Annotated in this window: 27 protein-coding genes; 4 read left to right on the forward strand and 23 right to left on the reverse strand. The window is 62.6% G+C overall.

Annotated elements, in window-relative coordinates; all coding sequences use genetic code 11:
* Positions 1 to 1,400 (forward strand): tetratricopeptide repeat protein (locus NKJ64_RS27800; protein WP_352463669.1); only part of this gene is annotated, 1,400 nt, incomplete at its 5' end.
* A gap of 15 nt (positions 1,401 to 1,415) precedes the next feature.
* Here NKJ64_RS27800 and NKJ64_RS27805 read toward each other — a convergent pair.
* The 5 genes from NKJ64_RS27805 to NKJ64_RS27825 form a co-directional block, all read right to left on the reverse strand.
* Positions 1,416 to 1,919, reverse strand: coding sequence for a YHS domain-containing (seleno)protein (locus NKJ64_RS27805; RefSeq protein ID WP_023716196.1), 504 nt, complete (start codon positions 1,917 to 1,919; stop codon positions 1,416 to 1,418).
* A gap of 12 nt (positions 1,920 to 1,931) precedes the next feature.
* Positions 1,932 to 2,522 carry an ankyrin repeat domain-containing protein gene (locus tag NKJ64_RS27810; RefSeq protein WP_352463670.1) on the reverse strand — a complete coding sequence of 197 codons (591 nt, stop codon included), beginning with the start codon at positions 2,520 to 2,522 and terminating at the stop codon, positions 1,932 to 1,934.
* A gap of 361 nt (positions 2,523 to 2,883) precedes the next feature.
* Entirely contained in the window at positions 2,884 to 4,296 is a 1,413-nt protein-coding gene (locus NKJ64_RS27815) for a hypothetical protein (protein WP_155923635.1), read from the reverse strand.
* A complete protein-coding gene (locus tag NKJ64_RS27820; protein WP_023673783.1) occupies positions 4,286 to 5,491 on the reverse strand; it encodes an MFS transporter in 1,206 nt (401 codons plus the stop codon). Before NKJ64_RS27820 ends, NKJ64_RS27815 begins: the two co-directional genes overlap by 11 nt.
* 106 nt (positions 5,492 to 5,597) lie before the next feature.
* The gene (locus NKJ64_RS27825; protein ID WP_023829990.1) at positions 5,598 to 6,485 is read right to left on the reverse strand and encodes a helix-turn-helix transcriptional regulator; all 888 of its coding nucleotides are present in this window, start codon (positions 6,483 to 6,485) and stop codon (positions 5,598 to 5,600) included.
* 278 nt (positions 6,486 to 6,763) lie between these two features.
* Here NKJ64_RS27825 and NKJ64_RS27830 point away from each other — a divergent pair, with 278 nt between their 5' ends.
* Both NKJ64_RS27830 and NKJ64_RS27835 read left to right on the forward strand, forming a co-directional pair.
* Positions 6,764 to 7,759: a class I SAM-dependent methyltransferase gene (locus NKJ64_RS27830; protein WP_023694972.1), complete on the forward strand. Its 996-nt coding sequence runs from the start codon at positions 6,764 to 6,766 to the stop codon at positions 7,757 to 7,759.
* 11 nt (positions 7,760 to 7,770) lie between these two features.
* Positions 7,771 to 8,706: a LysR family transcriptional regulator gene (locus NKJ64_RS27835; protein ID WP_023716199.1), complete on the forward strand. Its 936-nt coding sequence runs from the start codon at positions 7,771 to 7,773 to the stop codon at positions 8,704 to 8,706.
* Positions 8,707 to 8,762: 56 nt separating this feature from the next.
* Here the strand turns inward: NKJ64_RS27835 and NKJ64_RS27840 are convergent, their stop codons facing one another.
* From NKJ64_RS27840 to NKJ64_RS27900, 13 genes are all read right to left on the reverse strand, one after another.
* Positions 8,763 to 8,990, reverse strand: a complete 228-nt coding sequence (locus NKJ64_RS27840; RefSeq protein WP_023716200.1) for a DUF2274 domain-containing protein — start codon at positions 8,988 to 8,990, stop codon at positions 8,763 to 8,765.
* Between the two features lies 1 nt (position 8,991).
* The gene (locus NKJ64_RS27845) at positions 8,992 to 10,236 is read right to left on the reverse strand and encodes a TraB/TrbI/VirB10 family type IV secretion system protein (protein WP_023694970.1); all 1,245 of its coding nucleotides are present in this window, start codon (positions 10,234 to 10,236) and stop codon (positions 8,992 to 8,994) included.
* Entirely contained in the window at positions 10,233 to 11,372 is a 1,140-nt protein-coding gene (trbG, locus tag NKJ64_RS27850; protein WP_023829991.1) for a P-type conjugative transfer protein TrbG, read from the reverse strand. Before trbG ends, NKJ64_RS27845 begins: the two co-directional genes overlap by 4 nt.
* Positions 11,369 to 12,052 carry a conjugal transfer protein TrbF gene (trbF, locus tag NKJ64_RS27855; protein WP_352463671.1) on the reverse strand — a complete coding sequence of 228 codons (684 nt, stop codon included), beginning with the start codon at positions 12,050 to 12,052 and terminating at the stop codon, positions 11,369 to 11,371. The genes trbG and trbF overlap by 4 nt, the downstream gene beginning before the upstream one ends.
* Positions 12,053 to 12,054: 2 nt before the next feature.
* On the reverse strand, positions 12,055 to 13,416 hold the full coding sequence (trbL, locus tag NKJ64_RS27860; RefSeq protein WP_286487420.1) for a P-type conjugative transfer protein TrbL: 1,362 nt from the start codon (positions 13,414 to 13,416) through the stop codon (positions 12,055 to 12,057).
* A gap of 1 nt (position 13,417) precedes the next feature.
* Positions 13,418 to 13,813, reverse strand: a complete 396-nt coding sequence (trbK-alt, locus tag NKJ64_RS27865; RefSeq protein WP_023731538.1) for a putative entry exclusion protein TrbK-alt — start codon at positions 13,811 to 13,813, stop codon at positions 13,418 to 13,420.
* Between the two features lie 10 nt (positions 13,814 to 13,823).
* A complete protein-coding gene (gene trbJ / locus NKJ64_RS27870; protein WP_023825257.1) occupies positions 13,824 to 14,582 on the reverse strand; it encodes a P-type conjugative transfer protein TrbJ in 759 nt (252 codons plus the stop codon).
* On the reverse strand, positions 14,579 to 17,032 hold the full coding sequence (gene trbE / locus NKJ64_RS27875) for a conjugal transfer protein TrbE (protein WP_352463672.1): 2,454 nt from the start codon (positions 17,030 to 17,032) through the stop codon (positions 14,579 to 14,581). Before trbE ends, trbJ begins: the two co-directional genes overlap by 4 nt.
* Positions 17,033 to 17,046: 14 nt before the next feature.
* The gene (locus NKJ64_RS27880) at positions 17,047 to 17,343 is read right to left on the reverse strand and encodes a VirB3 family type IV secretion system protein (RefSeq protein WP_352463673.1); all 297 of its coding nucleotides are present in this window, start codon (positions 17,341 to 17,343) and stop codon (positions 17,047 to 17,049) included.
* Positions 17,343 to 17,636: a TrbC/VirB2 family type IV secretion system protein gene (locus NKJ64_RS27885; protein ID WP_352463697.1), complete on the reverse strand. Its 294-nt coding sequence runs from the start codon at positions 17,634 to 17,636 to the stop codon at positions 17,343 to 17,345. The genes NKJ64_RS27880 and NKJ64_RS27885 overlap by 1 nt, the downstream gene beginning before the upstream one ends.
* Before the next feature lie 35 nt (positions 17,637 to 17,671).
* Positions 17,672 to 18,688 carry a P-type conjugative transfer ATPase TrbB gene (trbB, locus tag NKJ64_RS27890; protein ID WP_352463674.1) on the reverse strand — a complete coding sequence of 339 codons (1,017 nt, stop codon included), beginning with the start codon at positions 18,686 to 18,688 and terminating at the stop codon, positions 17,672 to 17,674.
* A 439-nt stretch (positions 18,689 to 19,127) separates the two neighbouring features.
* On the reverse strand, positions 19,128 to 19,403 hold the full coding sequence (locus NKJ64_RS27895) for a phosphatase PAP2 family protein (protein WP_352463675.1): 276 nt from the start codon (positions 19,401 to 19,403) through the stop codon (positions 19,128 to 19,130).
* Entirely contained in the window at positions 19,400 to 19,669 is a 270-nt protein-coding gene (locus tag NKJ64_RS27900; protein WP_352463676.1) for a phosphatase PAP2 family protein, read from the reverse strand. Before NKJ64_RS27900 ends, NKJ64_RS27895 begins: the two co-directional genes overlap by 4 nt.
* A 2-nt stretch (positions 19,670 to 19,671) precedes the next feature.
* Here NKJ64_RS27900 and NKJ64_RS27905 point away from each other — a divergent pair, with 2 nt between their 5' ends.
* Entirely contained in the window at positions 19,672 to 20,184 is a 513-nt protein-coding gene (locus NKJ64_RS27905) for a DUF2127 domain-containing protein (protein WP_352463677.1), read from the forward strand.
* 140 nt (positions 20,185 to 20,324) lie between these two features.
* Here NKJ64_RS27905 and NKJ64_RS27910 read toward each other — a convergent pair whose 3' ends face one another.
* The 5 genes from NKJ64_RS27910 to NKJ64_RS27930 all read right to left on the reverse strand — a co-directional run bounded on the left by NKJ64_RS27910 (position 20,325) and on the right by NKJ64_RS27930 (position 25,305).
* Positions 20,325 to 20,642, reverse strand: coding sequence for a helix-turn-helix domain-containing protein (locus tag NKJ64_RS27910; protein WP_023707464.1), 318 nt, complete (start codon positions 20,640 to 20,642; stop codon positions 20,325 to 20,327).
* Entirely contained in the window at positions 20,639 to 20,986 is a 348-nt protein-coding gene (locus NKJ64_RS27915) for a type II toxin-antitoxin system RelE/ParE family toxin (protein WP_502902893.1), read from the reverse strand. The genes NKJ64_RS27910 and NKJ64_RS27915 overlap by 4 nt, the downstream gene beginning before the upstream one ends.
* A 112-nt stretch (positions 20,987 to 21,098) precedes the next feature.
* Positions 21,099 to 21,554, reverse strand: coding sequence for a ribbon-helix-helix protein, CopG family (locus NKJ64_RS27920; RefSeq protein ID WP_352463679.1), 456 nt, complete (start codon positions 21,552 to 21,554; stop codon positions 21,099 to 21,101).
* 7 nt (positions 21,555 to 21,561) lie between these two features.
* Positions 21,562 to 23,538, reverse strand: coding sequence for a conjugal transfer protein TraG (locus tag NKJ64_RS27925; RefSeq protein ID WP_352463680.1), 1,977 nt, complete (start codon positions 23,536 to 23,538; stop codon positions 21,562 to 21,564).
* A 27-nt stretch (positions 23,539 to 23,565) separates the two neighbouring features.
* Positions 23,566 to 25,305 carry a relaxase/mobilization nuclease domain-containing protein gene (locus tag NKJ64_RS27930; RefSeq protein ID WP_352463681.1) on the reverse strand — a complete coding sequence of 580 codons (1,740 nt, stop codon included), beginning with the start codon at positions 25,303 to 25,305 and terminating at the stop codon, positions 23,566 to 23,568.
* Positions 25,306 to 25,542: the final 237 nt, after the last annotated feature.

The following is a 25,542-nucleotide window of genomic DNA, read 5'->3' on the forward strand; positions in this document are numbered from 1 at the left end:
ACTCGGTGTTCGCCTACAAGAACAAGCCTGCAGCGCTGGCGGACGTCGCGCGCGACCTTGGCGTCCGCTTCGTTGTCGAGGGGAGCGTCCGCCGCACCGGCGAGCAGATCCGCCTCAATGCCCAGCTCATCGATACGGCAACGGGCGACAATCTGTGGGCCAACCGGTTCGACCGTGGCATGGCCGGCGTGTTTGCCGTCCAGCACGAGATGAGCGGCGAGATCGCCAAGGCGCTTGGCATGCAACCTTCGGCAGCGGAAAGCGAGCGCATGGCGCGGCCGCCGACGAGCAATCTCGAGGCCTATGATTACTATCTACAAGCCGAGACGGCGTCACGCAGCGTCCTGCAGGCCGGCCTGCGGGAGGCGCTCACGCTCTACGACAAGGCGGAGGAGCTTGACCCCGCCTTTGCCGAAGCCTTCGCGGCCGACGCGCGCACCACAATCTATATCTGGCGGGAGGCCTTCAACGACGTCATCCAGAGCGCGCCAGCACGAAAGAGAGCATATGAGAAGGCGAGCCGAGCTTTGGAACTCGACCCTGACCTTTCGTCGCCCTATGCAATTCTTGGGATCATGCAGGTCGTGAATCGCCGCTACGAAGATGCGATTGCCTCTGCCAAGAAGGCTGTTTCAATCGGTCCGGGCGATGCAGAGGCGCAAGCAGCCCTTGGATATGTTCAGTTATACGCCGGCAATCATGCCGAGGCAGCCACTGCGGTCGAGACGGCGCTCAGGCTCGACCCCGACCTCTCAGCGATCAACCGGGAAACTGCTGGGCTGGTTTTTCTGCTCCAGGGCAATGTCGAGAAAGCGATCGAGACTCTCGAGCACACACGCGACGATGCGTCCACGGTTGGCAACTTTCGGTTTACGCTCGCTGCGGCGTATGTCCGCGGCGGCCGCCTACCGAATGCGAAAGCCGCAATCGCCGAGGGGCTCCGCCTCGTAGCAGGGTCCAGCTACGTGGACTCTTTGGCTGGGTGGGAGATGACTCATGCACATTTTCGGAATCCGCAGGATCTGGCGATACTCGTCGCCGCACTGCGCCAGGCGGGCCTCCCCCAATGGCGCTTCGGCTTTACCCCGGCCGAACAGGACCAGTTACAGGGTGCCGAGATCGCGTCCCTCGTCATTGGCCATACACTGCAAGGCCAGATCGAACCCGGTCTCCAACCAGCCTTCCTTCAGATCGGAAGCGACGGCAAGGCGGCCTTCCGCTCTACGACGCGGCTAGTCACCGAGACCGTCTACGTCGATGGCGATCTGTTGTGCGAGCAGAGCGAGAACCTGTTCGGTCGCCCCGACTGTGGTCCCGTCTACAGACGCAACGACGCAGCCGGCAAAAGCTACTCCTATGCCAATACAAGCAAGGTGTTTCACTTCACCGTGGTTCGGTAGACGCACACGCGCGTCTCAATGATAGTGATCGAGTTCCAAATTGGCCGCGACCTTCGGCCAGTTGGCATCGGCTTTCGGGATATTTTCAGCTGCATGCGCGGCGAAATCATCCGCATTGTCGACGTCGTAGATCAGGTAGAGCTTGCCGTCGATAATCTTGAATGCCTCAGGATCGACATTGACCGTGACCCCCCCGCCCACGACTTCGCCGGCGCAGTACCCGCCATATTGAGGAGCGTACTTGACCGGTTCGCTCATGAACATTTCCTGGTGTTTCTTGCTGGCGAAATGCCAAGGTGTCCCCAGCCATTCATAAGTGAACTCTTCGGAGCCCTTCACGGCCTTGCCGTCAGTGAAGTAAGCGACCGTGTCGTAGCCCATGATCGCCACACCACCAAAATAGCCGGTGTTTACCGAATCGTCGGCACATGCCGATCCCGCGCCGGCGACCACAGCTACCGCGACCAGGGCAGCCGTCCCCAAACTCCGAACCAGTCGTAGCTTGATCATCGTGCTCATCTGTATCCTCCGTTAATCGTGGATCTCGGCGCACTTCGCCGCGTTCGCCTCGCCAAGAATTTTGGCTTGGCAGGTAGCACCATGGCGTTTGAAAAGTCGTATGATATCCGTGTTGCCCTTCCAGAATGCGCGCGTTATCGGCATGTAGCCATGCCCCTCGGCATGGTTCACATTGGCACCTTTCGCAATGAGGAACTCGGCCAGTTGAATGTGGTTTTCCTCGCCGGCCACCAGCAACGGCGTAGCACCCGCCTTGTTGGCGGCATCGTCGAGCACCGCGCCTTTTTCCAGCAGCAGCTTGGCGATCGGCAGGCTGCCCGAGAAGGCCGCCGCATGAAGCGGGGTAAAGCCGCCCGAGTTACGCGCCATGATGTCGGCACCCTTGGCCAGCAAGAAGTCGGCGATTTCCGGCTGGTTATCGAGCGCTGCAGCGATGAGCAGCGTTGCCTGGTCGCGCGCCCGGCTGTCGACGTCGGCACCGCCTGCCAGGGCTTGCTCCACGGCACCCTTGTCGCCGGCGGCGATGGAGTCGAACAACTGCTCACCTGCGGCTGCTGTTGTAGCCGCCAAAACCAGCATTCCAAGTGCCAGCAATCCGCGCATTGTGCAAGGTAGCATATTAGCTTGTGGTCATACAAGCTGTCCTGGGCACATCAGGTGGATCCAAGGCGGACGGCGCGGCCAGACATAGCGAACGCGGCCCAGGGCGGGAAGGCGTTAGTGCTACTGGCTTCGTCAGTACGGCACCGGTCCAGGCTGAATTTTGAAGAGCGTCGATTACCGAGGCGCCGAGCGGCGTCGAACGTAACCGCCTGTTGCTCCGTTGGGATAGCCGGTAAGCGCAAAGGTGGCCGTTGGCGGAAGTGTCCGCTTTCGGATGCAACTATGGCTTGCTCAATGACCGACATGGGGCGCAAAGCTGCCATTCGTAACCGGCGTACACATAGGAAGTGCATAGGACATTTCAGGAAAAGGCCCATTCCGCATCGGACGGCGTGACCAACCCCTGCCGCAGTCGGCTGTGAAGTTCATTCCACGACGGGTCTGTCACGAAGCCTTTCATGCTTCCACAAGCCTCGGCGAAGGAAATGTCGCCCAAACGGCCGATGAGATCACTCATCGCGCCGTTCCTGCCCTTCAGGAATAGCTCGAGCGGATCATCATCACACTCAATTACCCGATGTCCCCAAGCACCCGGTACGTCGTCGCTTGCGAGAGCCTGCTGAAGATCTTCATCCACGCCTGTGGCCTCAAGCGCCCGGGAGACGACATAGCGCATCAGGGGGTAATAGATCGGCTGATAGCTGCCTCCAAGCGCGCGCACGCCGGGCAGGATCGACAAAACCAGAAACATCAGCAGGAGATTCGGGACAAGGCTGCGATTTGCCAGCCGCTCAAGGATATCGGGGGCTGTGAAGCACGCCACCTTCATACCGGTCGCGGGATCGATGAGCTCTCCGGCAACCAGACGCAGCGGAAGGCGTTTGCCATTTTCGTAGAGCCAGAAGAAGTCGGTACCGCGCGCGAGCCAGCCACTCCAGGGGCCGGACGCGAGCCCATCGATGCCGGCAAGGATATTGGAGGCGAACTTCGGGTCTTCCAGCAGTCTCATGCGTAGCCAGGAATTTTCGTCCGACAGATGGTCGGCCACCAAGTCGGCGATATCCTCGTCGTCGATCTGCAGGAAGGCAAAGCGGTGTCCGAACATTCTTGGCCAAAGGATGAGATTGGCTGCCTTGATGGCATGCGCCGGCCGGTCGAATTGCGTTTTCGGCAGAAGGCTACGAAGCAGCGTGAGCGCGTCTCCCCCAGTATTTGGCTCCCTCGGTAACAACTCGAACCTGTAAGGTCCCGGCCCGGCTAGCAGGCTGTATCCGATCATCCGGCTTCGGCTCAGGCCAAAGACGTTGACCGGCTTGCCGTCAACGGTGATCCAGCCTGGTCCCTTGCGTGGCTTTTCGACGAGATTCACCGTCGAAACGGCGTAGGAAACGTAGGTCGAACAGCCATGCGCCGAGAGACCAAGGAGGCTGAAGATATGCGTATAATAGGCTTCCGGCTCCAGGAGGAGAAACAAATGAGGGCCTGTCTGCAACACGCGGCGCCTTTGGAAATCCCTGCAGATTTCCAAGGCGGTATCGGCAGACAACCCGTTTCGTGTCGCTGCCTTCCTGATGATGTCGAGTAGTTTGGTGAAGGCTCGGAGCCGGATTTCTGGCATGGGAACCGAAGCCGGCGCCGTAAACAGGCGAAACGCATAATCACGGATCGGCCGGGAATGGTATGGGCTCATCCAGGGGTAGAGTGCCGTCAGCGACCCCAGGACTGCCTGTTTCGCATCTACGCCTGCTGTTAGCTCTTCCACCTCACGTTTCACCTTTTTCTCGTGTCTGAATTACACCCACGCTCAAACACAAAATACTGACGAGGAGCGCCACGCCAAAGCTCAAGAAAATCGTCGAAGGAAATGCTCGATCTCCGACAGCGGCGGCGATGCCGAAGATGAGTAACCCGAGCACCACGGCCACACTATGCATAATGCCTTTGGCCCGGCCCAAAAGATAAATGGATACATGCGACTGCAATGTGACTTCAACGCTGACGCGTCCAAGATTGTATAGAAATCCGAGCGCGACAAAAAGGATCACTGTCCAGGGCGTGGGCAGAGATGCCAGCGCCATGAGTACCAGCGCCGTTAAGCCCAAAAGCATGAGATGCCGCACGTGGGTACTCATCGCTCTTTCAATCCGGAACAGAGAGACCGCACCGATCAGTGAGCCCGCCGACCATGCAGCCTCAAGGTAGCCGAAATCCGCGGCAGTACCCTTCTGCTCCTGGAAGACGAAGCTAGATCCCATGACGCTGACAAGCACCGCGCTTGTGTAGAGAAGCGCGTAGACGCCGATGAGACGACGCAGGCTTGGATCTAATTGTGCTGCCGAGATTTTGGCGAAGCGGACATCACGCGAAACCGGTTGCAGCCGCATCAAGGCTAGGCAGCCCGATGAAAACAAAAAGAAGGCAGCAATAACGGTGAATGGCAGGACTGGGGAGCGATCATGCAGCAAAGGCCCTGCAAGCAAAGCTGCGCCGAGATTGCCGACCTGCATGACGAAGAAGACGGCGGAATTCGAGGCTACAAGATCGCGGCCGTCAGCTATCACGGGGATCATTGATTGAGAGCTTGTAAGCGCGACACGGTCGCAAAACGAAAAGAGGGCCGCTGACAGACAGATAATCACAAACACGTCCATGTCGAGAAGCGCGCAAGCGGTAGCCAGCATAACGACGAAGCGGCTGAGGTCTGCCGCAACGTTCAAGCATCGCCTGTCAAATCGATCCGCCGCTACACCGGCCAGAGGGCTCGCGATGAATTCGACAACGCTGACGATCGCAAGGAACGTCGCCACGCCGGCGGTTCCGTACCCTCGCTCGACGAGAATCCAGGCGGATGCGATGTAGTAGCCGTTTCGGGCAACGGCCGCCGATAGCGTGCTGGCCAGGAATCCGAGGCAGGGACTGGACCGGCCGGCCCGTCCTTTGCCATGATGAACTCGAACCAGGTTTGACATGAGCGGCGTATCCGGCTGACCGCCGATGGATACCGTCTTCCGCCAAGCCTGCTTTACTGTGATGTTGGGGTTTTCCGATACTTGCTGAGAACCGACAAGCGGGGGGCTAGATTCTGCAGTTACGACGAAACTCCGTCGGGACCGCGCCGAATGCCCGCTTAAAGGCGGTCGTGAAATGGCTCGAGCTGCCGAAACCACATTCCATCGCGATTTCCGTCGCCGACAGACTGGTCGATCGCAGCATGTCCGCGGCCTGCTCCAGCCGTCGCTGCGCAATGAATGCGTGCGGCGTCATGCCTGTCGACTGCTTGAAGGCCCTCCAGAAATGGAACCGGCTAACCCCAATTTCTTTCGCCAGATCGGCGAGCGTAGGTCTGCCGTCCGACAACGTCTCGATCATGTCCACCGCCCGCTTGAGATCGAACGATGACAAACCGCCTTTTGCCGGCTCCTGATGGAAGCCGTTCAACCTCAACATTTGGCCGAGCAATTGCGTGGCGTGGCACTCCACCATCGTTGCGCTGATGGGGTCAGGCTGCTTGAGCTCCAAGGCAATCCTCTGCAACGCCAACTCTACAGTGCCGTCCCGAAACCCGATCGACGGCGGCAGCACTGCCGGGCGATGGCGAGCCGTTCCCGCAAACACATCGTCGGCGAACTCTTTTGCAATCGAGACTAGGAGGTAGGAAGCGGTCGCGTCCCCCTCGTCCCACCCATTCCAATCACTGCCGGCGGGCATGAAGATTATCGAACCGGCCCGGCGCGGCAAAAAGGCAATCCGGCGCCCATCCACGATGTCTTCTCCGCGGCACGCCGTGCCCTTCAGGTTCATCAGGAACAAATGGTTTGGCTGCAGGATTCTTGTTTCCTGGCGCTCAAGCCCGGTTCTTTTGACCACGTCCGCCCGCACGCTCCCCCAATTCTCATATTTGTGTGTAAGCGACTGGTGCCGGGAACGGCGATTCTGGGTCGGGTCGAGCGCAAGAGTATTCACGTATCCGCAGCCTCCTTACTGGCGAGCGGCCAGTCGGCGCATGATGTGGCGAACCATGGGTTGCTGAACAACACGCAAATAACTCTGGATTGGTAGAAGATGTGACTTTAGCGAAAAAATGGCAAACGAGTGAAAGCCGCCTGTATCCGGCAGGCCTACCAGTTGGCTCAGCCAATACTTGAGCCCGGTGAAATATTAGACCCCACTTATCTTGGTGGAATTTCCCCCATCGACGTATCGGCATCTCACCAATGGAACGGTGCTGGAGGCATACTGCGATGCGTGGACTCGACGACTTTCTGGCTGAGTGCGACCACGGCCCACGGATCAACGGACTGGCAGGCTTTTTCGCGGCGACCGCCGCTGGCAAGAGCGGGATGCCAATCCGCAAGCCCGTCGCCGACGCCCGGCTTCTGCCGAGCGATGAACTGCTGCGCGGCCTGGTCAGCCTGCATGCGGCACGACAAGGCTTTTTTGACCAGCATTATCACGGCAGCATTCCCTACAGATTGGAGGAGGAGTGCCGGACGGCCTACGCAATGCTGAAATACGCACGGGATCGTGGTGGTCCGCATTCGCTATACAGCCTTGGAACAGCGGAAGGCACGATGGCGAGGACACTGTCCGAACTGTCGGAGGGACAGATACGCACACTGTCGTGCAGCCCGAACGCGGAGAATTACAATTGCTTCATGGCTTATGGCGAACCGCCGCACGCTGACTTCTTCGTCGGCCCCTTTCATCATTTGACAAAGGACGTCCTGCGTTCAGATCCGCGACTGGCAAATTTTGCCCACGGGTTCGACATCATTCTCGAAGATACGACCTTTCAGATGTACTCGCCCAACAGAGCAAGCCAGATCGAATTCGTGACCCAGCACCTCAAGCAGGACGGAATCTTCGTCTTCGTCGAAAAGTTCCGGGCAACCGAGGAGCCGGACTACAGGCGTCGCGAATACCAGAAGGATTTTGGGTTCAAGGCGCGCTATTTTCCCCCAGATGAAATCGAGAAGAAGCAAACCCTCGTTCTGGATACGATGTTCGGCAATGAGGTGACTTTGGCACAGATGGCCGACGCCATACGCCAGCATTTCAGCTACTGCTCACTGACGTGGAACAGCGGAAATTTCTGTAGCCTGGCGGCGAGCAATAGCGAGGAAAACCTAAACCGGTACCTCTCCCAGATGGCCACTCCGGCCATTCCGCACGAGTACGTCTACGAAACGAGCTTGTGTCCGCCCCTGCCCGTTAGCGTCCCTGCCGCGCAGGAATAGGCTCCTGCGCCTTGGGACAGGTCGACAACACGCTCCGCCGTTTGGACCATGTCTTCGCAGCTGTCGACCATGGCAGCCTCAGGCAGGCTGCAAGAGTTCTCAGAGTGAGGGAATCCTGTGTCAGCCGCAACATCGTAGCTCTCGAGCAGTTGCTCGACATGCAGTTGTTTGACCGCGACGTCCATGGCGTTCGGCTGACCGAGGCAGGCCGGGCCTGGGTCGATCTTGTCCGGGCCCATTATGAAGGCTTGCAGGATGCACTGGCTGGAGGTAGTCGCGGTCACCAGGATGTCAAAACGCTCAGGATAGGATTATGCGCCCAGATGGGGCGCACGTTCGTGACACGTCTCATCGATCGTTTTGGCCGTTTACATCCAGACGTGTGCGTCGAGATCGAAGACGTTCCACTCGAACAGTGCCTGGCGGCTATACGCCGCCGGCGCCTCGACATCGTCTTCACGCACGGGCTTGAGAACGCCGCCCTGTGCCGAAGCGAGATATTTGCGCACGAGCGTTTGTTCGTTCTCCTGCCCTGCTACCATCCGCTTGCAGAAAAGCCTGCGGTCAGATGGGCAGATCTTGCAGATACGTGTCTGCTGGTTTCAGGCGAATCCTCCCGGGATCCGCAATTGCTGGAGCATATCGCTGCGAATGGTGGCCCCGCTATCCAGATATGTCGCGCCAGCGAAGCAACGGTCATCCTCAAGGTGCAACTCGGTCAAGGCGTCACTCTGGCGGGCGAGGGTTTTGCCAGGACAGTCGCCATCGACGCCACAGTGTGGAAACCGATCCGTGGGCAGAGCAGCATCAGTTGGATCAAGGCAGTGTGGCTTGAATCGAACCCAAAGCGCGCGCTCTTGCGGCTGGTTGGGACCGCAAGAAACATGGCGACAGCAGCACGACCCGGGACCTGTCAATGGAGGAGCTCGCCGCGGCGCGATTTCTGAAGTCACGCCATGAATGGGAGGCGCGACTGACCGGTTCGACTTCGGTCCCCAGGCCCTTAGCCAGCACTTTCCGAACGCTTTGCCCTGGCAAAGCCCCGATCCGTCGCAATGAACCGCTCCAACATCGCAACGATGAGGCGCGGCGCATCGGCGGGCCGGTGCCCCGCTTCGCGGCCGAGGATCTCGGCATAAGCGGTCAGGTCACGGTGCAATGCCGCGGGAAGCTCCACCATGACCTTGACAGGTTTGTCGTCAGCGATTGGCCCCAGTTTCAGCTTGGCCATTTCAGCCTCCATAAGGTTCAAGCACGAGATCGCGCGTGACGATGACGCGCACCGGGTATCCCGGTCGGATGGTGAGTGTCGGCGCTATATTGAGCTGCCGCTGCACGATCTGCTGGCCTGTCTGGCTGATGCTGTCGGAAGCACCCTGACGAAGAGCGCGCATGATGTCGCTCTCCTGGCCCGATGAGCCTGCCTGCGCGCCGATGCTCAGAACCGTGGAGAGCGCTGCAGCCTTGAAGAGCTCGCCCCAGTGATAGTCAACGCCGTCCTCGAGCCCAGCATAGCCTTCCGCGTCCGCGCCAGGCTGACGTTCCAGAATGATGGAGCGGCCGTTCGGAAAAATCAGTCTGGTCCAGACCAGCAACACGCGACGCTGGCCGAAGCCGACACCATTGTCATACTGGCCGATGAGGCGCGTCCCCTGCGGAATGAGACGGACTTGTCCGGTGGGGCTGTCATAGACATTCTCCGTCACCTGCGCGGTAATCTGACCCGGCAGGTCGGAGCGAATGCCGGTGATGAGGGCGGCCGCGATGACAGCGCCCGCCTGCAGGACGTTTTTCGACGCCGGCGCCGCGACGCGATCAGGCGAGACGGTTCGCTTGTCCGCCGGCTGATCAAGGAACGCGCGCTGCCGGTCCTGCGCCGAGGGCGTGGCCGGCTGCGGCGCGAACCCAAGGCTGGAGAGATCAGGCCGTGGCACGGTTTCTGTCGTGACTTGAGCGACGGTCGTGTCACTTGCAGGCCGCGTTTGCGTGGACGCGAACAAGCGCGCCGTCCTCGCCGCTTCCAGTTCCTGCTCCCGGCGCTGCTCCTCCTGGTCCAGTCCAACGGGACCTGTTGATAGCGCGGGGCCGCCATTCTGCGCGGCGAGGATCGGGCGGCCGAGATCGCCGGGAAGCGGTGGGCCAAGCTTTGGGACGCCTGCATAGTCCTTTGGCAGGCCGGCGAGCCCATCGGGCGTCGAGCGATTGTCGGTTGAGTACAGCTCCTGACCCTGGCCTTGTTGACGGTTCTGCAGCGCGTAGATCAGCGCACCGCCGACAGCGAGGCTTGCGGTGAGCCCCAACGCGGCCAGCGCCTTGCGGGACAGACGCGTCACCCGCGGTTGCTCGGCGCGCAGCCGCATGGCTGCGGCCGGCTCGCCTGTCAGGGGCCGGGCGTCATCCTCGACCGACGCCTCCGGCCGGGCGTCATCCGCCGGCCCCCGGCCCTCTTCCTTCCCTGGATCCAATCTGTCGCTCATGATGACGACCCTCCCCTGTTTGTTCGGAGGGACGTCGCTTGCGGGGTCTCACCAGGGCCACGCATCCATGAAAATCGACTGCTCTTCACCCCATCGGTGCGGGAGATGCGGATGCGCTGCTGGTTCTTGCCGGCGCCGAAGCGCAACTCGGCGGCGGCAAACAGCCGGTCGACGATCATGTAGTTGCCGCGCACGCGATAGTTGACCAGCTCGGACGTGTCACCGTCCGGCCCGACGACGAAGAGTGGCGGCATCTCGCCCTGGCCGATGCCCCGCGGGAATTCGATGAACACCTGCTTACCATCGTCGAAGGCGCGCAACGGCCGCCAGGGTGCGCGATCGCCAGTCACGTCGTAGCGGAAATTGACGCGAGAAAGATCGATGCCCGTCGAGACCGGCTGCACAGCTTCAGCCTCTTGGTTCTGACGCCGCAAAGCGATGAGTTGGTCCTGCGGATATTGCCAGGAAACCGATGCCATATAGGTCGACGGCGTCGAGCGCAGTTCCATGTGATAGGTCCGCCGATCGGTGTTGATGACGAGATTGGTGAGAAGGTCGGCGCGCGTCGGCTTGACGAGGATGTGGACCTGCTTGGCGCCGCCCGTACCGCTCTCGGTATCGCCGATGATCCAGCGCACGGTGTCGCCGGCGGCGACGGGACCGGAGCCGACGAGCTGCTCGCCGGGCTGCAGCGCGATGTCGGTGATCTGCCCCGGCGAGGCATAAACCTGATAGAGCGCGCCATCGACGAACGGATAGACCTGCATCGAGTTGATGAAGCCGTTGCGGACAGGCTGGACGCGCGCGGCCGCATTGGCCAGGTTCACGCGCGCGGCCGGATCGGTCGGTTCCGGGTCGGGCTTTGCGGCCTTGCCGACCGGCTTCAACTGGCCTGGAAGCGGCAGCGGCTTGGACAGCTCCACCACCTTGACGGGCGGGGGCGGATCGACCGCCTGCACGGCCGGGACCGGATCGTCATAGGAAATCTCCGGCGGCTTCTGCCTGGTGGCACAGCCCGCAAGCGCCGAGGTCAAAAGCAGAAGTGCTGGAAAGGCCATTTTGCGTAAGGCCGGCATTGCGCGAACGAGGAAAGCCGGACACCCCCGGGGGGCGGTGTTGCAGAGTGCGGGCATCATTGTCCAAGCTCCTTCGACCAGTTGATGGCGTTGATGTAGATGCCGAGCGGATTCTTCCTCAGCGTGTCGGCGTCGCGCGGGGGCTGCATGACAATGGTGAGAATGGCCGACCAGCGCTCCGTGGAAGCGAGTGATCCATCCTGATAGCGGCGTTCGATCCAGGCGATGCGGAAGCTCGCCGGCGATGCGCGGATGACCGACGACACGTCGACGGCGACCTGCTGTTTGCCGACCTTGGTGAACGGGTCATTGGCGCGCGCATAGTCGTTGAGGGCCAGCGCCCCGCTCTTCGTCGCGAAGTCATAGGCGCGCAGCCAGTTCTGCCGCACGATGACCGGATCGGCGGGGATCGACCTCACCTGTTCGATGAAGTGTGCCAGGTAGAAGGCAATCTGCGGATCGCTCGGCTGATAGTCGCCGATCGCGGGTCCCACGGCCTGCGCCTGGCCGAGACGATCGACCTGCACCACCCAAGGCACGATCGAGCCTTTCGCGGATTGCCAGATGAGCGCTGCGAAGAAGCCCGCGGCGAGCGCCAGGCAACCGAAAGCCATATACCGCCAGTTGCGCGCCTGCACGCGAGCGGAACCGATGCGCTCGTCCCAGACCTGCGCAGCACGCTGGTAGGGCGTCTCGGGTTGTGGGGATCTGCCGTAGTGCGTGGACGGTCGTTTGAACATGCTTAGTCTCTTTCAGAGAGGTTGATCGAGGAGCCGCCGCCATGGCTGTCGCCACTGCGGACAGCGTGGGCGGCGGCCTGGACGCCATGGGACATCTGTTGCGAGCGCTTCATGCGCTTCGCCCAGGCAGGCTGACTTTCAGTGGCGGAGGACGCAACGGGAGCGGAGCTGGCTTCGGGCGCGTTCGCGCCGATTGTGCCAGCCGTGGAGGATCCGCCTGTCGTCTGGAAGGCAGCGCGAGCGCCGGACTGGAAGCTCTGCTTCATGCTGCCTGCCGCATTATTTGCCGCTCGCTTCAGCGGTGAGATGGCGCCCTGCGCGCCGGCGCTGATGACACCGCCGAGCCCGGATGCGACGCCGGAAAAGCCTGACTGTCCCGCCGCGCCGAGGCCGTAGGCTGTGGATGCCCTGCCCGCGGTGGCGGCACCGCCACGGGCCGCCGTTGCAGCACCGCTGCTGACAGCCACGCCTCCGGACACGATGGCGCCGCCGGCCGCTGTGCCCACTGCTGCCATGCCGCCGGCGGCGAGCCCGGTGCCGACCGCCGCACCCGCGCCGAGCTGCGGGCCGCCGGAGACGAGACCGTTGGCGATACCAGGTCCAAATATGCCAAGGCCGAGCAGCGACAGCGCGGCCAGCACGATCGCCATGGCGTCGTCGATCGACGGCGTGGTCCCGCCGAATCCGGAAGTGAACTCGGAGAAAAGGGTTGAGCCGATGCCGATGATGACGGCGAGCACGAGCACCTTGATGCCGGACGAGATGACGTTGCCAAGCACCCGCTCGGCCATGAACGCGGATTTGCCGAACAGACCGAAGGGTATCAGCACGAAACCGGCGAGCGTCGTCAGCTTGAACTCGATCAGGGTGACGAAGAGCTGGATCGCCAGGATGAAGAAGGCCAGCAGCACCAGCGCCCAGGCGAAGAACATGCAGGCGATCTGGATGAAGTTCTCGAAGAAGGACCAATAGCCCATCATGTTCGAGATCGAGTCCAGCAACGGCCGGCCGGCATCGAGCCCGGTCTGCGCCACCTTGCCCGGGCGCATGAGATCGTTGACGGTAAAACCCGTACCCGAGGCCTTCAGGCCAAGCCCGGCGAAGCTTTCGAAGACGATGCGGGCGAGATTGTTCCAGTTGGAAATGAGGTAGGCGAAGACGCCGACGAAGAGCGTCTTCTTGACGAGGCGCGCCATGATGTCCTCGTCGGCACCCCAGGACCAGAAGAGCGCCGCCAGCGTCACGTCGATGACGATCAGAGTTGTGGCGATGAAGCCCACCTCGCCGCCGAGCAGGCCGAAGCCGCTGTCGATGTAGCGTGTGAAGACTTCGAGGAAATGGTCGATGACGCCCATGCCACCCATGTCAGCGCGGCTCCGGCCGAGGCGGCTCGACCTGCATCGCGGGAGCGGTCACATCCGTCCCCTCCCCTTCTTGCCGGTCGCCTGACGCGGGCACATTCGGAAACAGCGTTGTCGGCGCTACCGGCGCAGGCGCGGTTGCCGAGTCACGTTGACGGAGAAACCGGCGCCGGCTCTCTGCCCAGGCTTTCAGACAACCGGGATCGCGAGGACCGGCCTCGCCGATCCCGGAACAGCGGCGCAATTCGAACGCGAGCAGGTCTTGTGACGCGGTGGAACGGTCCCGTGTCCCAAGGGCGTCAGGCTCATCGTCCTTGCTGCTCATCTCGATCGCGGTCACTGTCAAAGCGACCGCGATGAAGACGACCGCACTGACACGAGCGAGGATCTTGCCATCCATCGCTCCGGCCTCAGTTCTTGCCATAGAACATCTGCGCACTGCCGGGTTGGTAGCCCGAGCCCTGCGTCAGGAAGCGGCGGCGCTGCTCCCGGCCCTGGTCGGCGGCGGTGGCCTGCTCGGCCGATTGCAACGCTTGCGCCCGACCATTCGCGGCGACGACAGCGGTGAGATCGGCAAGCTGCTGCGCCTGAAGCCCGAGGAGCTGGTTGCCGGCCTGTGTTGCCTGAAGCGCGCCCGTCGCACCCTGGCTTTGGCCGACCAGTGCCGACATCTCACTGCGATTGGTGTCAATGTTGCCGACGACGCCCGCCTGCACACGCATGGCATCCTGAAGGCCACCAACCGTGTTGCCCCAGCGCGAGCGCGCGTCGGCGACGAGTTGCTGATCCGAAGCCGATAGCGAGACGTTGCCGTATTTCTGCTGGAAGGCCTGATCGATCTGCCGCACGTCATAGGCAACGTTCTGCGCCTGACTGAGCAGTTGCTGCGTACGCTGCACGGACTGCTGAAGCTGTTCCAGCGAGGAGAACGGCAGGCTTGCGAGATTGCGCGCCTGGTTGATGAGCATCTGCGCCTGGTTCTGGAGCGAGGTGATCTGGTTGGTGATCTGTTCGAGCGAGCGCGCTGCCGTCAGGACGTTTTGCGAATAGTTCGAGGGATCGAAAACGATGATGGCGTGTGCCGGCGTCGCCAGGAAGGGCGAGAATGCGGCGGGTGCGACAAGCAGTGCGGCGGCGAACCGCATGCCAAGGGAACGGCGCAGTTTCATGGGGACTTCTCCTTGTTGGTGAGGGCGGGGCTGGTTAGGGCGGGAACAAGTTCAGCGGCCCAGCCGACGCCACGATGGCTAAGCCAGGCTGCGAGGAATCCGTCGCGGCCGTGCTCGGCGAAGATGCGTGCGATCGCGGCCTGGTCGGTCTTCGAGGACACAGCGCAGAGCGCGAGCCCCACATCCGACAGACCGAGCTCGAACAGCCGGTTGCCGCGTCGGGACTGGCAGTAATAGTCGCGCTTCGGCATCGCCCGCGCGATGATCTCGATCTGCCGATCGTTGAGGCCGAAGCGACGATAGATCGCCGTGATCTGCGGCTCGATGGCGCGCTCGTTCGGCAGCAGAAGACGGGTCTGGCAGCTCTCGATGATCGCGGGCGCGATTGCCGAGCCGTCAATGTCGCTGAGCGACTGCGTGGCGAAGATGACGCTGGAGTTCTTCTTGCGCAGCGTCTTCAGCCATTCGCGGAGCTGGCCGGCAAAGCCCTCATCGTCCAGCGCAAGCCAGCCTTCGTCGATGATGAGGAGGGTTGGCGAGCCATCGAGCCGGTCCTCGATGCGATGGAAGAGATAGGACAGGACCGCGGGCGCAGCACCCGTTCCGATCAGCCCTTCGGTTTCGAATGCCTGGACCGACGCCGATCCGAGTTGCTCGCGCTCGGCATCGAGCAGGCGGCCGTAGGGACCCCCAACGCAATAGGGGCGCAGCGCCTGCTTGAGATCATTTGATTGCAGCAGGACGACCAGACCGGTGATGGTGCGCTCCTCGACAGGCGCGGACGCCAGGGAGCTCAACGCCGTCCAGATATGCTCCTTGACCTCAGGCGTCATCGCCACGTTCTCCCGCGTCAGGATCGACACGATCCAGTCGGCGGCCCAGGCGCGCTCGGGGACATGATGAATGCGGGCGAACGGCTGAAGGCTGACGCTGTCGATCGCCCCATCACTGAGATCGCCGCCGAGATCATGCCAGTCGCCGCCCATGGCGAGTGCCGCCGCGCGGATCGAGCCGCCGAAATCGAAGGCGTATACCTGGGACCCTGCATAGCGGCGGAACTGCAGCGCCATCAGTGCCAGCAGCACGGACTTGCCCGCGCCGGTCGGGCCGACGATCAGCGTGTGGCCGACGTCGCCGACGTGAAGCGAAAGCCGGAACGGGGTCGAGCCTTCGGTCTTGCCGAAGAGCAGAGGGGGCGCTGCAAAATGCTCGTCCCGCACCTCGCCCGCCCACACCGCGGAAAGCGGAATGATGTGGGCGAGATTAAGCGTGGAGATGGGAGGTTGACGGACGTTGGCGTAGACGTGACCCGGCAGGCTGCCGAGCCAGGCGTCAACGGCGTTGATGGTTTCGATGATCGCTGTGAAATCGCGGCCCTGGATGACCTTTTCGACCCGGCGCAGTTTTTCGTCGGCGGCGTGGGGATCATCGTCCCACACCGTCACCGTCGCGGTGACATAGGCCATGCCGGCATAGTCGGCGCCGAGCTCCTGCAGCGCCATGTCGGCGTCGGCGGCCTTGTTTGCGGCGTCGGTGTCGACGAGGACGGACGCCTCGTTGGTCATCACCTCCTTGAGGATCGCCGCGACCGACTTGCGCTTGGCGAACCATTGACGGCGGATCTTTGTCAGCAGCCTGGTGGCATCGGTCTTGTCGAGCAGGATCGCGCGTGTCGACCAGCGATACGGAAAGGCCAGCCGGTTCAGTTCGTCGAGCAGACCCGGCGTGGTCGCGGTCGGGAACCCCGTGACCGTGAGAATGCGCAGATGCGACGCTCCAAGCCGGGGCTCGAGCCCGCCGGTCAGCGGCTGATCGGCCAGCATGGCATCGAGATACATCGGCGTTTCGGGCACGCGGACACGGTGGCGATTGGCCGAGACGCAGCCATGCAGATAGGTGAGCGTCTCGGCGTCATCGAGCCAGCGGCACTCCGGCATGAAGGCTTCGACAAGGCGCAGGACGCGGTCGCTGCGGTCAGTGAACCCGGTCAGCACCGCATTGGGGTCGAGGCCCCTCTTCTCGCGGCCTTCGTAGAGCCAGCTTTCCGCTCGCGCAGTATCTTCGGCGGGCGCGAGATAGGTGAGCGTCAGGAAGTAGCTGGACTCGAAATGCGCGCCAGCCTCCTCGAAGCCCGCCTTGCGCTCCGCGTCGACCAGCGTCGAGGCCGCATCCGGAAAGCTGCTGTCGGGATAACGGGTCGAGGCATGGCGCTGCGCCTCGACGAAGATCGCCCAACCGGAGCCGAGACGGCGGAAGGCATTGTTGAGGCGGCCGGCGACGGCAACCAGTTCGGCCGGAACGGCGCTGTCGAGATCGGGACCGCGAAAGCGCGCGGTGCGCTGGAAGCTGCCGTCCTTGTTGAGGACGACGCCGGCGCCGACCAATGCCACCCAGGGCAGGAAGTCGGCGAGCCGGCTGCTACGGTTACGATATTCGGCAAGGTTCATCATCGGCGCGACCTCGCTTAGGCCGTGAGACGCGCGGGGATGCGCAGATGCCGGCGAACGACGTCGACGAAGAGCGGATCGCGCTTGGCGGCCCAGACGGCGGCAACATGGCCGATCGCCCAGATGACGATGCCGACGAGCCACAGACGCAGCCCCAGCCCCACGGCGCCCGCAAGCGTCCCGTTCATGATGGCAATGGCGCGCGGGGCGCCACCGAGCAGGATCGGCTCGGTCAGCGCCCGGTGCACGAGGACCGCATAACCCGGCACTGCGTAGTCCGGCATTGACCCGCTCTGTTCGACCGAACCCGCCATCAGACCAGCGCTCCGCCGCCGAACGAGAAGAACGACAGGAAGAAGCTCGACGCCGCGAAAGCGATGGACAGGCCGAACACGATCTGGATGAGCCGGCGGAAGCCGCCCGACGTGTCGCCGAAGGCGAGTGTCAGGCCCGTGACGATGATGATGATCACCGCCATGATCTTGGCGACCGGGCCCTCGATCGACTGGAGGATCTGTTGCAGCGGTTGTTCCCACGGCATCGACGAGCCGGAGGCAAAAGCGGGCGCGGCCATCCCCAGGATGAGCGTGGGAACGAAAACTGTCATGGCGAGAGGATGGCGAGCGAGGCGCAGGCGTTGGATCACGGATTTTCTCCTTCAGGGCTTTGGATGTGCAAGGTCGGGCTGTCGCCGCTCGCGAGGACGGCTGGCGCGACCTGGTAATCGCCGTCCGGGCGCAGGCCATCGACACGGGCGAGTTCGGACAGCCGGCGCGCGGAACCGCGGCCGGAAAGGACGGCAATCAGGTCGATCGTCTCCGCGATCAAAGCGCGCGGGACCGTGACGACGGCTTCCTGGATGAGTTGCTCCATGCGTCGGAGCGCGCCGGTGGCGCTGCCGGCGTGGATCGTGCCGAGGCCACCGGGGTGGCCGGTGCCCCAGGCCTTGAGCAGCTCGAGCGCCTCGGACCCGCGCACCTCGCCGACCGGAATGCGGTCGGGGCGCAGGCGCAGCGATGAGCGAACGAGATCGGAGAGTGACGCGACGCCGTCTTTCGTGCGCATCGCCACGAGATTTGGCGCGGCGCATTGCAGTTCGCGCGTATCCTCGATGATGACGACGCGATCGGCGGTCTTGGCCACTTCAGCGAGCAGCGCGTTGATCAGCGTGGTCTTGCCCGTGGATGTGCCGCCAGCGACGAGAATGTTCGCCCGGTTGGCAACGCCCTGGCGCAGCGCGTCCGCCTGCTGCGCCGACATGATCCCCGCCGCGACATAGTCCTCAAGGGTGAAGATGGCGACGGCGGGCTTGCGGATCGCGAAGGCGGGCGCCGCGACGACGGGAGGAAGAAGCCCCTCGAACCGCTCCCCCGTCTCGGGCAGCTCGGCCGAGACGCGTGGCGCGCCGGCATGGACTTCGGCACCGACATGATGAGCGACGAGCCGAACGATACGTTCGCCGTCCGCCGCCGACAGACGCTCTCCAGTGTCGGATAGTCCCTCGGACAGGCGATCGATCCACAAACGCCCATCGGGGTTGAGCATCACTTCGACGATGCCCGCATCGTCGAGATAGCGCGCGATCGCGGGTCCAAGCGCTGTGCGCAACATGCGTGCGCCGCGCGCCAGACCTTCTGAATTGTGAGGCGAAGCTGCCATCCTGTCCCCGTTTCGATCCGGGGGAACATGGGCGGCCCCTGGACGGGGATGATTAAGAGAGCCACATCTCGAGTGGTTTCAACACCTATGTCGAGGCGTAGTGGCGTAGCGTGCAAATACAGGCGGTCGGCGGGATGTCCGGCGACCAGCATTGACGATCTCGCCTCAAATCTCTTAGGCGTCACTTAGCTCTGGGCAATTCTTCTGCTCGGTTCCAGCATCCAGGTAATCCACTGCCGGTCCCTCCTTTCCTGCCAAGCTCTCCAGATTGGGACAAAGCTTCGGCTCGGAACCCGCCATGGGGATCCGCCAAGCCGCGCCAATCCGCCTGCCAGTTACGTGTCTGCATTGCTGCCCTGGCTGACCAAGCGACACCATTGGAGGTCAGGAGGCGCTTCAGGCTTGCGCCTCTGGAGGAAGGGAAGCTCCTCCCGTCGATCTAAAAAATGTTGGTCACCAGTTTGTCCAACCGGGAGTTCTCGCGGTAAGCCAATCGCACCACAATGGCCCCAAGGACCCCAGTGATGGCACCGCCGATCACGTCGGTGACATAGTGGGTGCCGATATAGATTCTCGACCAGCAAATCAGGAATGCCATAATGATGAATGCCAGCGCCCGGCGCGGCAGAGCTTGCATCGCGAAGGCTGCAACGATCGCAAAGCTTGCAGTCGCGTGGTCTGACGGGAACGACCAATCGGCGCTGGGCGCAATCAACAGATGCGTGACTCCGGCATCGTAGGGCGTACCCGATGCACGAACAGAAGAATGAGCTGGTTGATCGCGAGACCCAGCAGGAACGCCAGACCGGTCGACAAGGCCGCGTGTCGAACGTGATAGCGGTCGACTTTCACCCACCACTGCAGAACCACAGCCAGCACCATGACCGGAACGCCTATTTGTGAGACGCCGATCATTGCCCTATCAAGCACCGGGTGAAGCCCGGCTACCGCGTTGATCCAATGGGTGAGAGTTGCATCCATTCTTGCTTGCTTCCGTTGTTGTCGATCGCGAGGTGAATTTTGTCGACGAACGTCGCATTCATCAGATTTTTGAAGTCAGCGTCTGGCTCAAGGGTGCGCACGCCCTGATCGAATGCCTTGGCGGGGTCCTGCTTTATCTCGTCAGCACAAACACCATTGCCTCGTGGGTCAATGCCTTCACCCAAGACGAATTGATCGAAGATCCGAATGATTTCATAGCTGGCTATCTGTCGCAGATGGCACGCCATTTTTCGATCGCCAGCAAGGAGTTCTACGCCTTCTACCTCCTTAGCCACGGCCTGATAAAGCTGCTCCTGGTCGTTGGGCTTTTGCGAGACAAGCTGTGGTCGTATCCGGCTTCGCTCGCGGCGCTGGGAGCGTTCATGATCTATCAAGTCTACCGCTATTCCTACACCTACTCTCCGGGCCTACTCGTGCTGACCGTCTTCGACGCGGTCGTCATGGTGCTGATCTGGCACGAATGGGGTGTAATGCGGCGGCACAGGCTCGCATAACAACGGGTTATCCGCCTTGCCTTGTTCACGGTGATTGACCGCAGACCAGCAAAGAATGGCCGAGGCGGGCCGACCCACTATGCTGCAAGAACGTCGGTGGGATAGAAATCAATTGTGGGCTCTTCGGCAAAGCCGTCTGTTCAAGCGGCCTCAGCACGAGTTGACCGTCGAGGCTTGTGGCGAACCACCACGTCGACCTTGTAGTCGAGCCGGTCCAGACACCTAACCAGCCTGTCTATTGAAAACTTCCCCGTTCGTCCGGTGACGATCGCGGAGACGTCCGGCTGCTTCATTCCGAGCAGTTCAGCCGACTTCGCCTGGGTCAGGCGCCGGCGCTTGATAATGGCGCGGATCTCGCGGGCCAGCTTGGCCTTGAGCAATTCCTCTTCGGGATTGTCAAAGCCGAGGTCCGCAAACACGTTTCCGCTGCTCACTTCGGCGGTGATGTCTTCTGTCATGACTTTGTTCCTTTCCCATAGTTTTCGCGGTAATGCGCCTCGGCCGCCTTCAATCGCACTGTCACGAGATCGATTTCTTGCTTGGGCGTCTCCCTGCCCTTCTTCGACTTCTTCTGGAAGCAATGAAGGACATAGATCATACCAGCGAAGCGGACGGTGTAGACGGCGCGGTAGGTATCTCCGTCGAAATCGTCGACCACCTCGAGGATGCTGCGGCCCCCAAACCCTTTCAGGGCTTTGACAGCCGGGTGCTCCTCGCCATTCTGGGCGTCGTTGATTGCGACACCCATCAACCGGCGAACATCGACCGGAAACTCGCGCAGATCATCCTTCGACGACCCCATCCATACTGCGGGCTTTTGGTTTTTCATTCTTCCTTGCCTTATAGCATACAGACTATAATTCTCAACGAAAAATCCTGATCGAGGTTTGCAAAATCGCGGTCCGCCCGCCCATTTATCCCACGGGCCTGCCGGGCTGGTTTGCGTCCACGCCGCCATCGATATCCTCGGAGATCTCCTGTCGGAGCTTTGGACCTCTCGCCAGGCGCCGGCCGAGCGCGGTGACGAAGGCATCATAGCGCTCGCCAGCCTTGGCGTGGGCGGCCTGCGCCGCGGGCTCGGGCAAAGACGGCGTCGTCGCCAGCCAGAAGCGGACGAAAACTGCGAGCGTCTCCACGGCAATCGCGACATCGCGCTCCTGGCGTGTCATACGGCGATCGAGCTGGTCAAGCCGCTTGGTGATCGCCGCCTCCTGCCGCTCGGCGGCATCGGGTGAGAGAAACGACTCGATGGCCGCCTCCGCGACGAGCGACCGTGAAAGATCACGGCGCGCCGCATGTTCGGCCAGCCTGCTCATGACCTTCGGATCGAGATAGACGGACAGGCGTTGCTTGCGAGGTGGCTTTACCATGGCAGCCTCACATATCCACGCCGTCGCCGGGGTCGAGCGACGCCTGCCGCGCAACGCCTTGCATCAGGCGCGTCAGTCGACGGTTGCGGGCAACCTCGTCCTCTACATCGTCCAGGTCGATCTCGAATTCATTCCCGGTCGAAGGCTTCACGACCTGCTCGACGCGACTGAGCTCGGGTTGCCGACGACGCTCGGAATCAGTTGTGTCGTCATCCGTGGCCAACGGCGCCGACATGGCTTCGGCAATCTGCGGACGGGAAGGCAGAGGCAGTCTGGTCCAGTCGTCGGGCCTCCCCTCCGCCGCCGCTGCCAGCACCGGCGGCGGCAGGATACGCTCCCGGAGGCGAGCATCCTCATGATAGCGCGCCTTTTTGGCCCGGATCGGCGGAGCACCCGCGACCATGACAATCTCGTCGGTCGCCGGCAGCTGCATGACTTCACCCGGCGTGAGCAGCGGGCGAGCCGTCTCGGAGCGGGAGACCATGAGATGACCGAGCCACGGCGACAGCCGGTGGCCGGCATAGTTCCTCATGGCCCTCATCTCGGTCGCTGTTCCCAGCGCATCGGACACCCGCTTGGCGGTGCGCTCATCATTGGTCGCAAAGCTTACCCGGACGTGGCAGTTGTCGAGGATCGAGTTGTTGGCGCCGTACGCCCGCTCGATCTGGTTGAGCGATTGAGCGATGAGGAAGCTTTTCAGGCCGTAGCCGGCCATGAAGGCGAGCGCCGACTCGAAGAAATCGAGGCGGCCAAGCGCCGGGAACTCGTCTAGCATCAGGAGCAGCCGTTGCCCTTTCGCCCTCACCTGCAGATCTTCGGTCAAGCGGCGGCCGATCTGATTGAGGATCAGGCGAATGAGCGGCTTGGTCCGGTTGATGTCGGACGGCGGCACGACGAGGTAGAGTGTCGTCGGATGCTCGTCGATAAGGTCGCTAATGCGCCAGTCGCAGCGGCGCGTGACCTCGGCCACGACAGGATCGCGATAGAGGCCAAGGAAAGACATGGCGGTGGAGAGGACGCCAGAGCGCTCGTTGTCTGATTTGTTCAACAGCTCCCGCGCGGCGCTGGCGATGACCGGGTGCGGACCGGCTTCACCCAGATGCGCCGTTTTCATCATCGCAGACAGCGTCGATTCAATCGGACGCTTTGGATCGGAAAGGAAACCGGCGACGCCGGCAAGCGTCTTGTCCCTCTCGGCGTAGAGGACGTGCAGGATCGCGCCCACCAGCAGGGCATGGCTGGTTTTCTCCCAATGGTTCCGCCGCTCGAGCGAGCCTTCCGGATCGACCAGAATGTCGGCGATGTTTTGAACATCGCGGACCTCCCATTCGCCGCGCCGCACCTCGAGCAGCGGGTTGTAGGATGAGGATTTCGGATTGGTCGGATCGAACAGCAGGACACGGCCATGCCTGGCACGGAAGCCCGCGGTGAGCTGCCAATTCTCTCCCTTGATATCGTGAACGACGGCGGAGCTCGGCCAGGTCAGCAGTGACGGGACGACGAGGCCTACACCCTTGCCGGAACGTGTGGGCGCGAAGCACAGCACATGCTCCGGTCCGTCGTGGCGCAGATAGGCGCCGTCAAACCGGCCGAGCACCACTCCATCGGAGCCGAGAAGGCCAGTTGCCTTGACCTCCTGCTTGTCGGCCCAGCGGGCGGAGCCGTAGGTCTCGACCTTCTTGGCCTCGCGAGCCCGCCAGACCGACATGCCGATAGCGACGGCGACGCAGGCGAAACCGCCGGAAGCAGCGATAAAGGCTCCCTCCACGAAGATCGACGGCGCGTAGGCATCGAAGCCATACCACCACCAGAAGAAGGACGGCGGAAGGTAAAACGGAAAGCCCAGGACATGGAACCAGGGCCTGCCGAGCTCGGGCTGGAATGCCAGGCGCCAGGCCACCCATTGCGTCGCGCTCCAGGTGGTGATCAGCACGATCATCAAGACCGCGAGGATCTGGCCCCAGAGAATCTTGGTGGCGGACATAGAAGCGGTCCTTTCTTCAACATGAGGTTAGAGGCCGAGGCCTCGCTTGCGGCCGAAGCTCCAGTCGATGCCGCCATCATCGCGAGCGGTGCCCGAGACGTGGCGGCCAAGATGTTTTTCGAGGGACGGCGTCCAGGGCACCAGTTGGAACCCGAGGCCGTCATCGATCGCGGCGAAGCGGCCCGACGCGAGCGTGAAGCGCTGCCGGTAGGAACCGGTGACATATTCGCCGCCGCGGGCGCGGTTGAAGGGCTGGCCGGTTTCGGCCGAGAGCTTTTCGCCGAGCGTCTCCAGTTCGCGGCGACGCAGCGTGTCGATGAGGCTGCGGGTGAAGGTTGTGCGTTGGCCATGCCGCTCGCCGAGGCCCCGTTCGACCAGATGGTCGGCGCGGCGCTGCATCGCCTGCCGCACCTCGGCGCCGAAGCCGCCTTCCGACAACGCAGTCGGTTCGCGGGCGATGTTCTGGCGGTCAAGCCAGGTCGCGCCGGCGGCGGTGACCTGCCGCTCAATATCGAGATCGGAACGGACAGCGAGTGCTGCGCGCCCATGTCCCTGCGCGTCATGGAACTTGCGCAGCTCAACGATGGAACCCGGAGCGCTGTCGCCGGCGGCATCGAGATCGGACAGCTTGATATGATGGGTGCGGCCGTCGGTGCCATCGACCACGGCGTAGGCACTGCCCTTCAACTCGTCATCGAGACCGCGGTCGACCAGCCGACCGACGATCGGCGTGTCGAGGCGCTCCGCCGCCAGCACATAGGTCGCCGAGCCGCGCTCGATGCCCTGCTCTGTCAGGGCGCGGTGCATCCGCTTGATGATGTCACCGCGCTCGCCAAGCTCGCGCAGCGTTGCCTCGGCCTTGTCGTCGATCATCCATTGGCCCGGGCCGACCTGTTCGGCAAGGCCAAGGGTTTCGAGCTTGCGCACCCGCCCGACCTTCAGCACGTGTAACTCATCGGGCTGAGCGTTCGCCGGGGACCCAAGATCGACAACGCCTGTGTCGCCGCCGTCGCGAACAAGCTGCCGGTCAAGCTGGGTCCAACGTTCGGCCTCGACCTGACGCTGCAGATTGCGGCGGATGTCGAGATCGGTGCGTAGGCCGAGCTCCTGGGTGACGAGGTCAGCGGCGCGGGCGCGCATCCCCTCCTTGATGTAATCGCGCGAGATCACGAGATCCTGCCCGTCATCAGTCTGGCCGCGCAGGATGATGTGAAGGTGCGGGTTGTCAGTGTTCCAGTGATCAACGCCAGCCCAATCCAGTTTCGTGCCGAGGTCCTTTTCCATCTGCCCCATCAGATCGCGGGCGAAGGATTTGAGGTCCGCCATGTCGGCGGCATCTTCCGGCGAGACGATGAAGCGGAAGTGGTGCCGATCATCGCCGCACCGCTCGGCAAAAGCACCGCCATCCACCTCCCCGGTCTGCGGCCCGAACAGCCTGGCCTTCTCCCCGTCACGGGTGACGCCCTCGCGGCGCAGATAGGTGAAATGGGCGGCAAGCGGCGCGGCGCGCGCGTGATGGCGCACCAGCCGTGTCTTGATGATCACGGCGCGCGAGCGGCCGGTGAGGAGACGATTGGCGCGCACGCTCGCCGAGCGGCCACGCCCGAAGGTCGAGCGATTGCCCGGGCTGATCCGGCCGGAGCGAGAGATGCGGGCGCCGGCCTTCTGGGCGGCGGCAAGCGCCTGCGCGATGAAGGGTCTGGCGCGCTGGGCACTGGGCGAGCGGATGCGGCCGGGCCGGATGCGGAAACCATCCTCGTCAGTCATCGTGAAGATCCGCACATCGTCTCAAGGCACCGAAATCACAGGTGAAACGGTGTTCCGGCGAGGCGCGCGAAACCTTCGCACCTCGCGGAAATCCTGCATAACCTATTGAAACAGCAAAACCGATCGACGCCGCACCTCGCGGCCTTTTATCTCGCCATCTTCCGGTTGTTCTGCCCACCTTCCGCCTCCACCCACGCCATGGTGCGCTGGAGCTTGCGGTTGCGCGAAGACGCCCAT

It is taken from the genome of Mesorhizobium sp. M0062 (assembly GCF_040323125.1).
GTDB lineage: Bacteria > Pseudomonadota > Alphaproteobacteria > Rhizobiales > Rhizobiaceae > Mesorhizobium.

Excerpts from the sequence above, each read along its gene's own strand:
- NKJ64_RS27900 (WP_352463676.1), bottom strand. The coding sequence starts at position 19,669 with ATGGATGCAACTCTCACCCATTGGATCAACGCGGTAGCCGGGCTTCAC.
- NKJ64_RS27810 (WP_352463670.1), bottom strand. The coding sequence starts at position 2,522 with ATGCGCGGATTGCTGGCACTTGGAATGCTGGTTTTGGCGGCTACAACA.
- NKJ64_RS27845 (WP_023694970.1), bottom strand. The coding sequence starts at position 10,236 with ATGAGCGACAGATTGGATCCAGGGAAGGAAGAGGGCCGGGGGCCGGCG.
- trbE (WP_352463672.1), bottom strand. The coding sequence starts at position 17,032 with ATGATGAACCTTGCCGAATATCGTAACCGTAGCAGCCGGCTCGCCGAC.
- trbB (WP_352463674.1), bottom strand. The coding sequence starts at position 18,688 with ATGGCAGCTTCGCCTCACAATTCAGAAGGTCTGGCGCGCGGCGCACGC.
- NKJ64_RS27930 (WP_352463681.1), bottom strand. The coding sequence starts at position 25,305 with ATGACTGACGAGGATGGTTTCCGCATCCGGCCCGGCCGCATCCGCTCG.
- NKJ64_RS27885 (WP_352463697.1), bottom strand. The coding sequence starts at position 17,636 with ATGACAGTTTTCGTTCCCACGCTCATCCTGGGGATGGCCGCGCCCGCT.
- trbF (WP_352463671.1), bottom strand. The coding sequence starts at position 12,052 with ATGTTCAAACGACCGTCCACGCACTACGGCAGATCCCCACAACCCGAG.
- trbK-alt (WP_023731538.1), bottom strand. The coding sequence starts at position 13,813 with ATGGATGGCAAGATCCTCGCTCGTGTCAGTGCGGTCGTCTTCATCGCG.
- trbJ (WP_023825257.1), bottom strand. The coding sequence starts at position 14,582 with ATGAAACTGCGCCGTTCCCTTGGCATGCGGTTCGCCGCCGCACTGCTT.
- NKJ64_RS27840 (WP_023716200.1), bottom strand. The coding sequence starts at position 8,990 with ATGGCCAAGCTGAAACTGGGGCCAATCGCTGACGACAAACCTGTCAAG.
- NKJ64_RS27830 (WP_023694972.1), top strand. The coding sequence starts at position 6,764 with ATGCGTGGACTCGACGACTTTCTGGCTGAGTGCGACCACGGCCCACGG.
- NKJ64_RS27805 (WP_023716196.1), bottom strand. The coding sequence starts at position 1,919 with ATGAGCACGATGATCAAGCTACGACTGGTTCGGAGTTTGGGGACGGCT.
- NKJ64_RS27910 (WP_023707464.1), bottom strand. The coding sequence starts at position 20,642 with ATGACAGAAGACATCACCGCCGAAGTGAGCAGCGGAAACGTGTTTGCG.
- NKJ64_RS27915 (WP_502902893.1), bottom strand. The coding sequence starts at position 20,986 with ATGGGGTCGTCGAAGGATGATCTGCGCGAGTTTCCGGTCGATGTTCGC.
- trbL (WP_286487420.1), bottom strand. The coding sequence starts at position 13,416 with ATGGGTGGCATGGGCGTCATCGACCATTTCCTCGAAGTCTTCACACGC.
- NKJ64_RS27925 (WP_352463680.1), bottom strand. The coding sequence starts at position 23,538 with ATGTCCGCCACCAAGATTCTCTGGGGCCAGATCCTCGCGGTCTTGATG.
- NKJ64_RS27920 (WP_352463679.1), bottom strand. The coding sequence starts at position 21,554 with ATGGTAAAGCCACCTCGCAAGCAACGCCTGTCCGTCTATCTCGATCCG.
- NKJ64_RS27880 (WP_352463673.1), bottom strand. The coding sequence starts at position 17,343 with ATGGCGGGTTCGGTCGAACAGAGCGGGTCAATGCCGGACTACGCAGTG.
- trbG (WP_023829991.1), bottom strand. The coding sequence starts at position 11,372 with ATGATGCCCGCACTCTGCAACACCGCCCCCCGGGGGTGTCCGGCTTTC.
- NKJ64_RS27820 (WP_023673783.1), bottom strand. The coding sequence starts at position 5,491 with ATGTCAAACCTGGTTCGAGTTCATCATGGCAAAGGACGGGCCGGCCGG.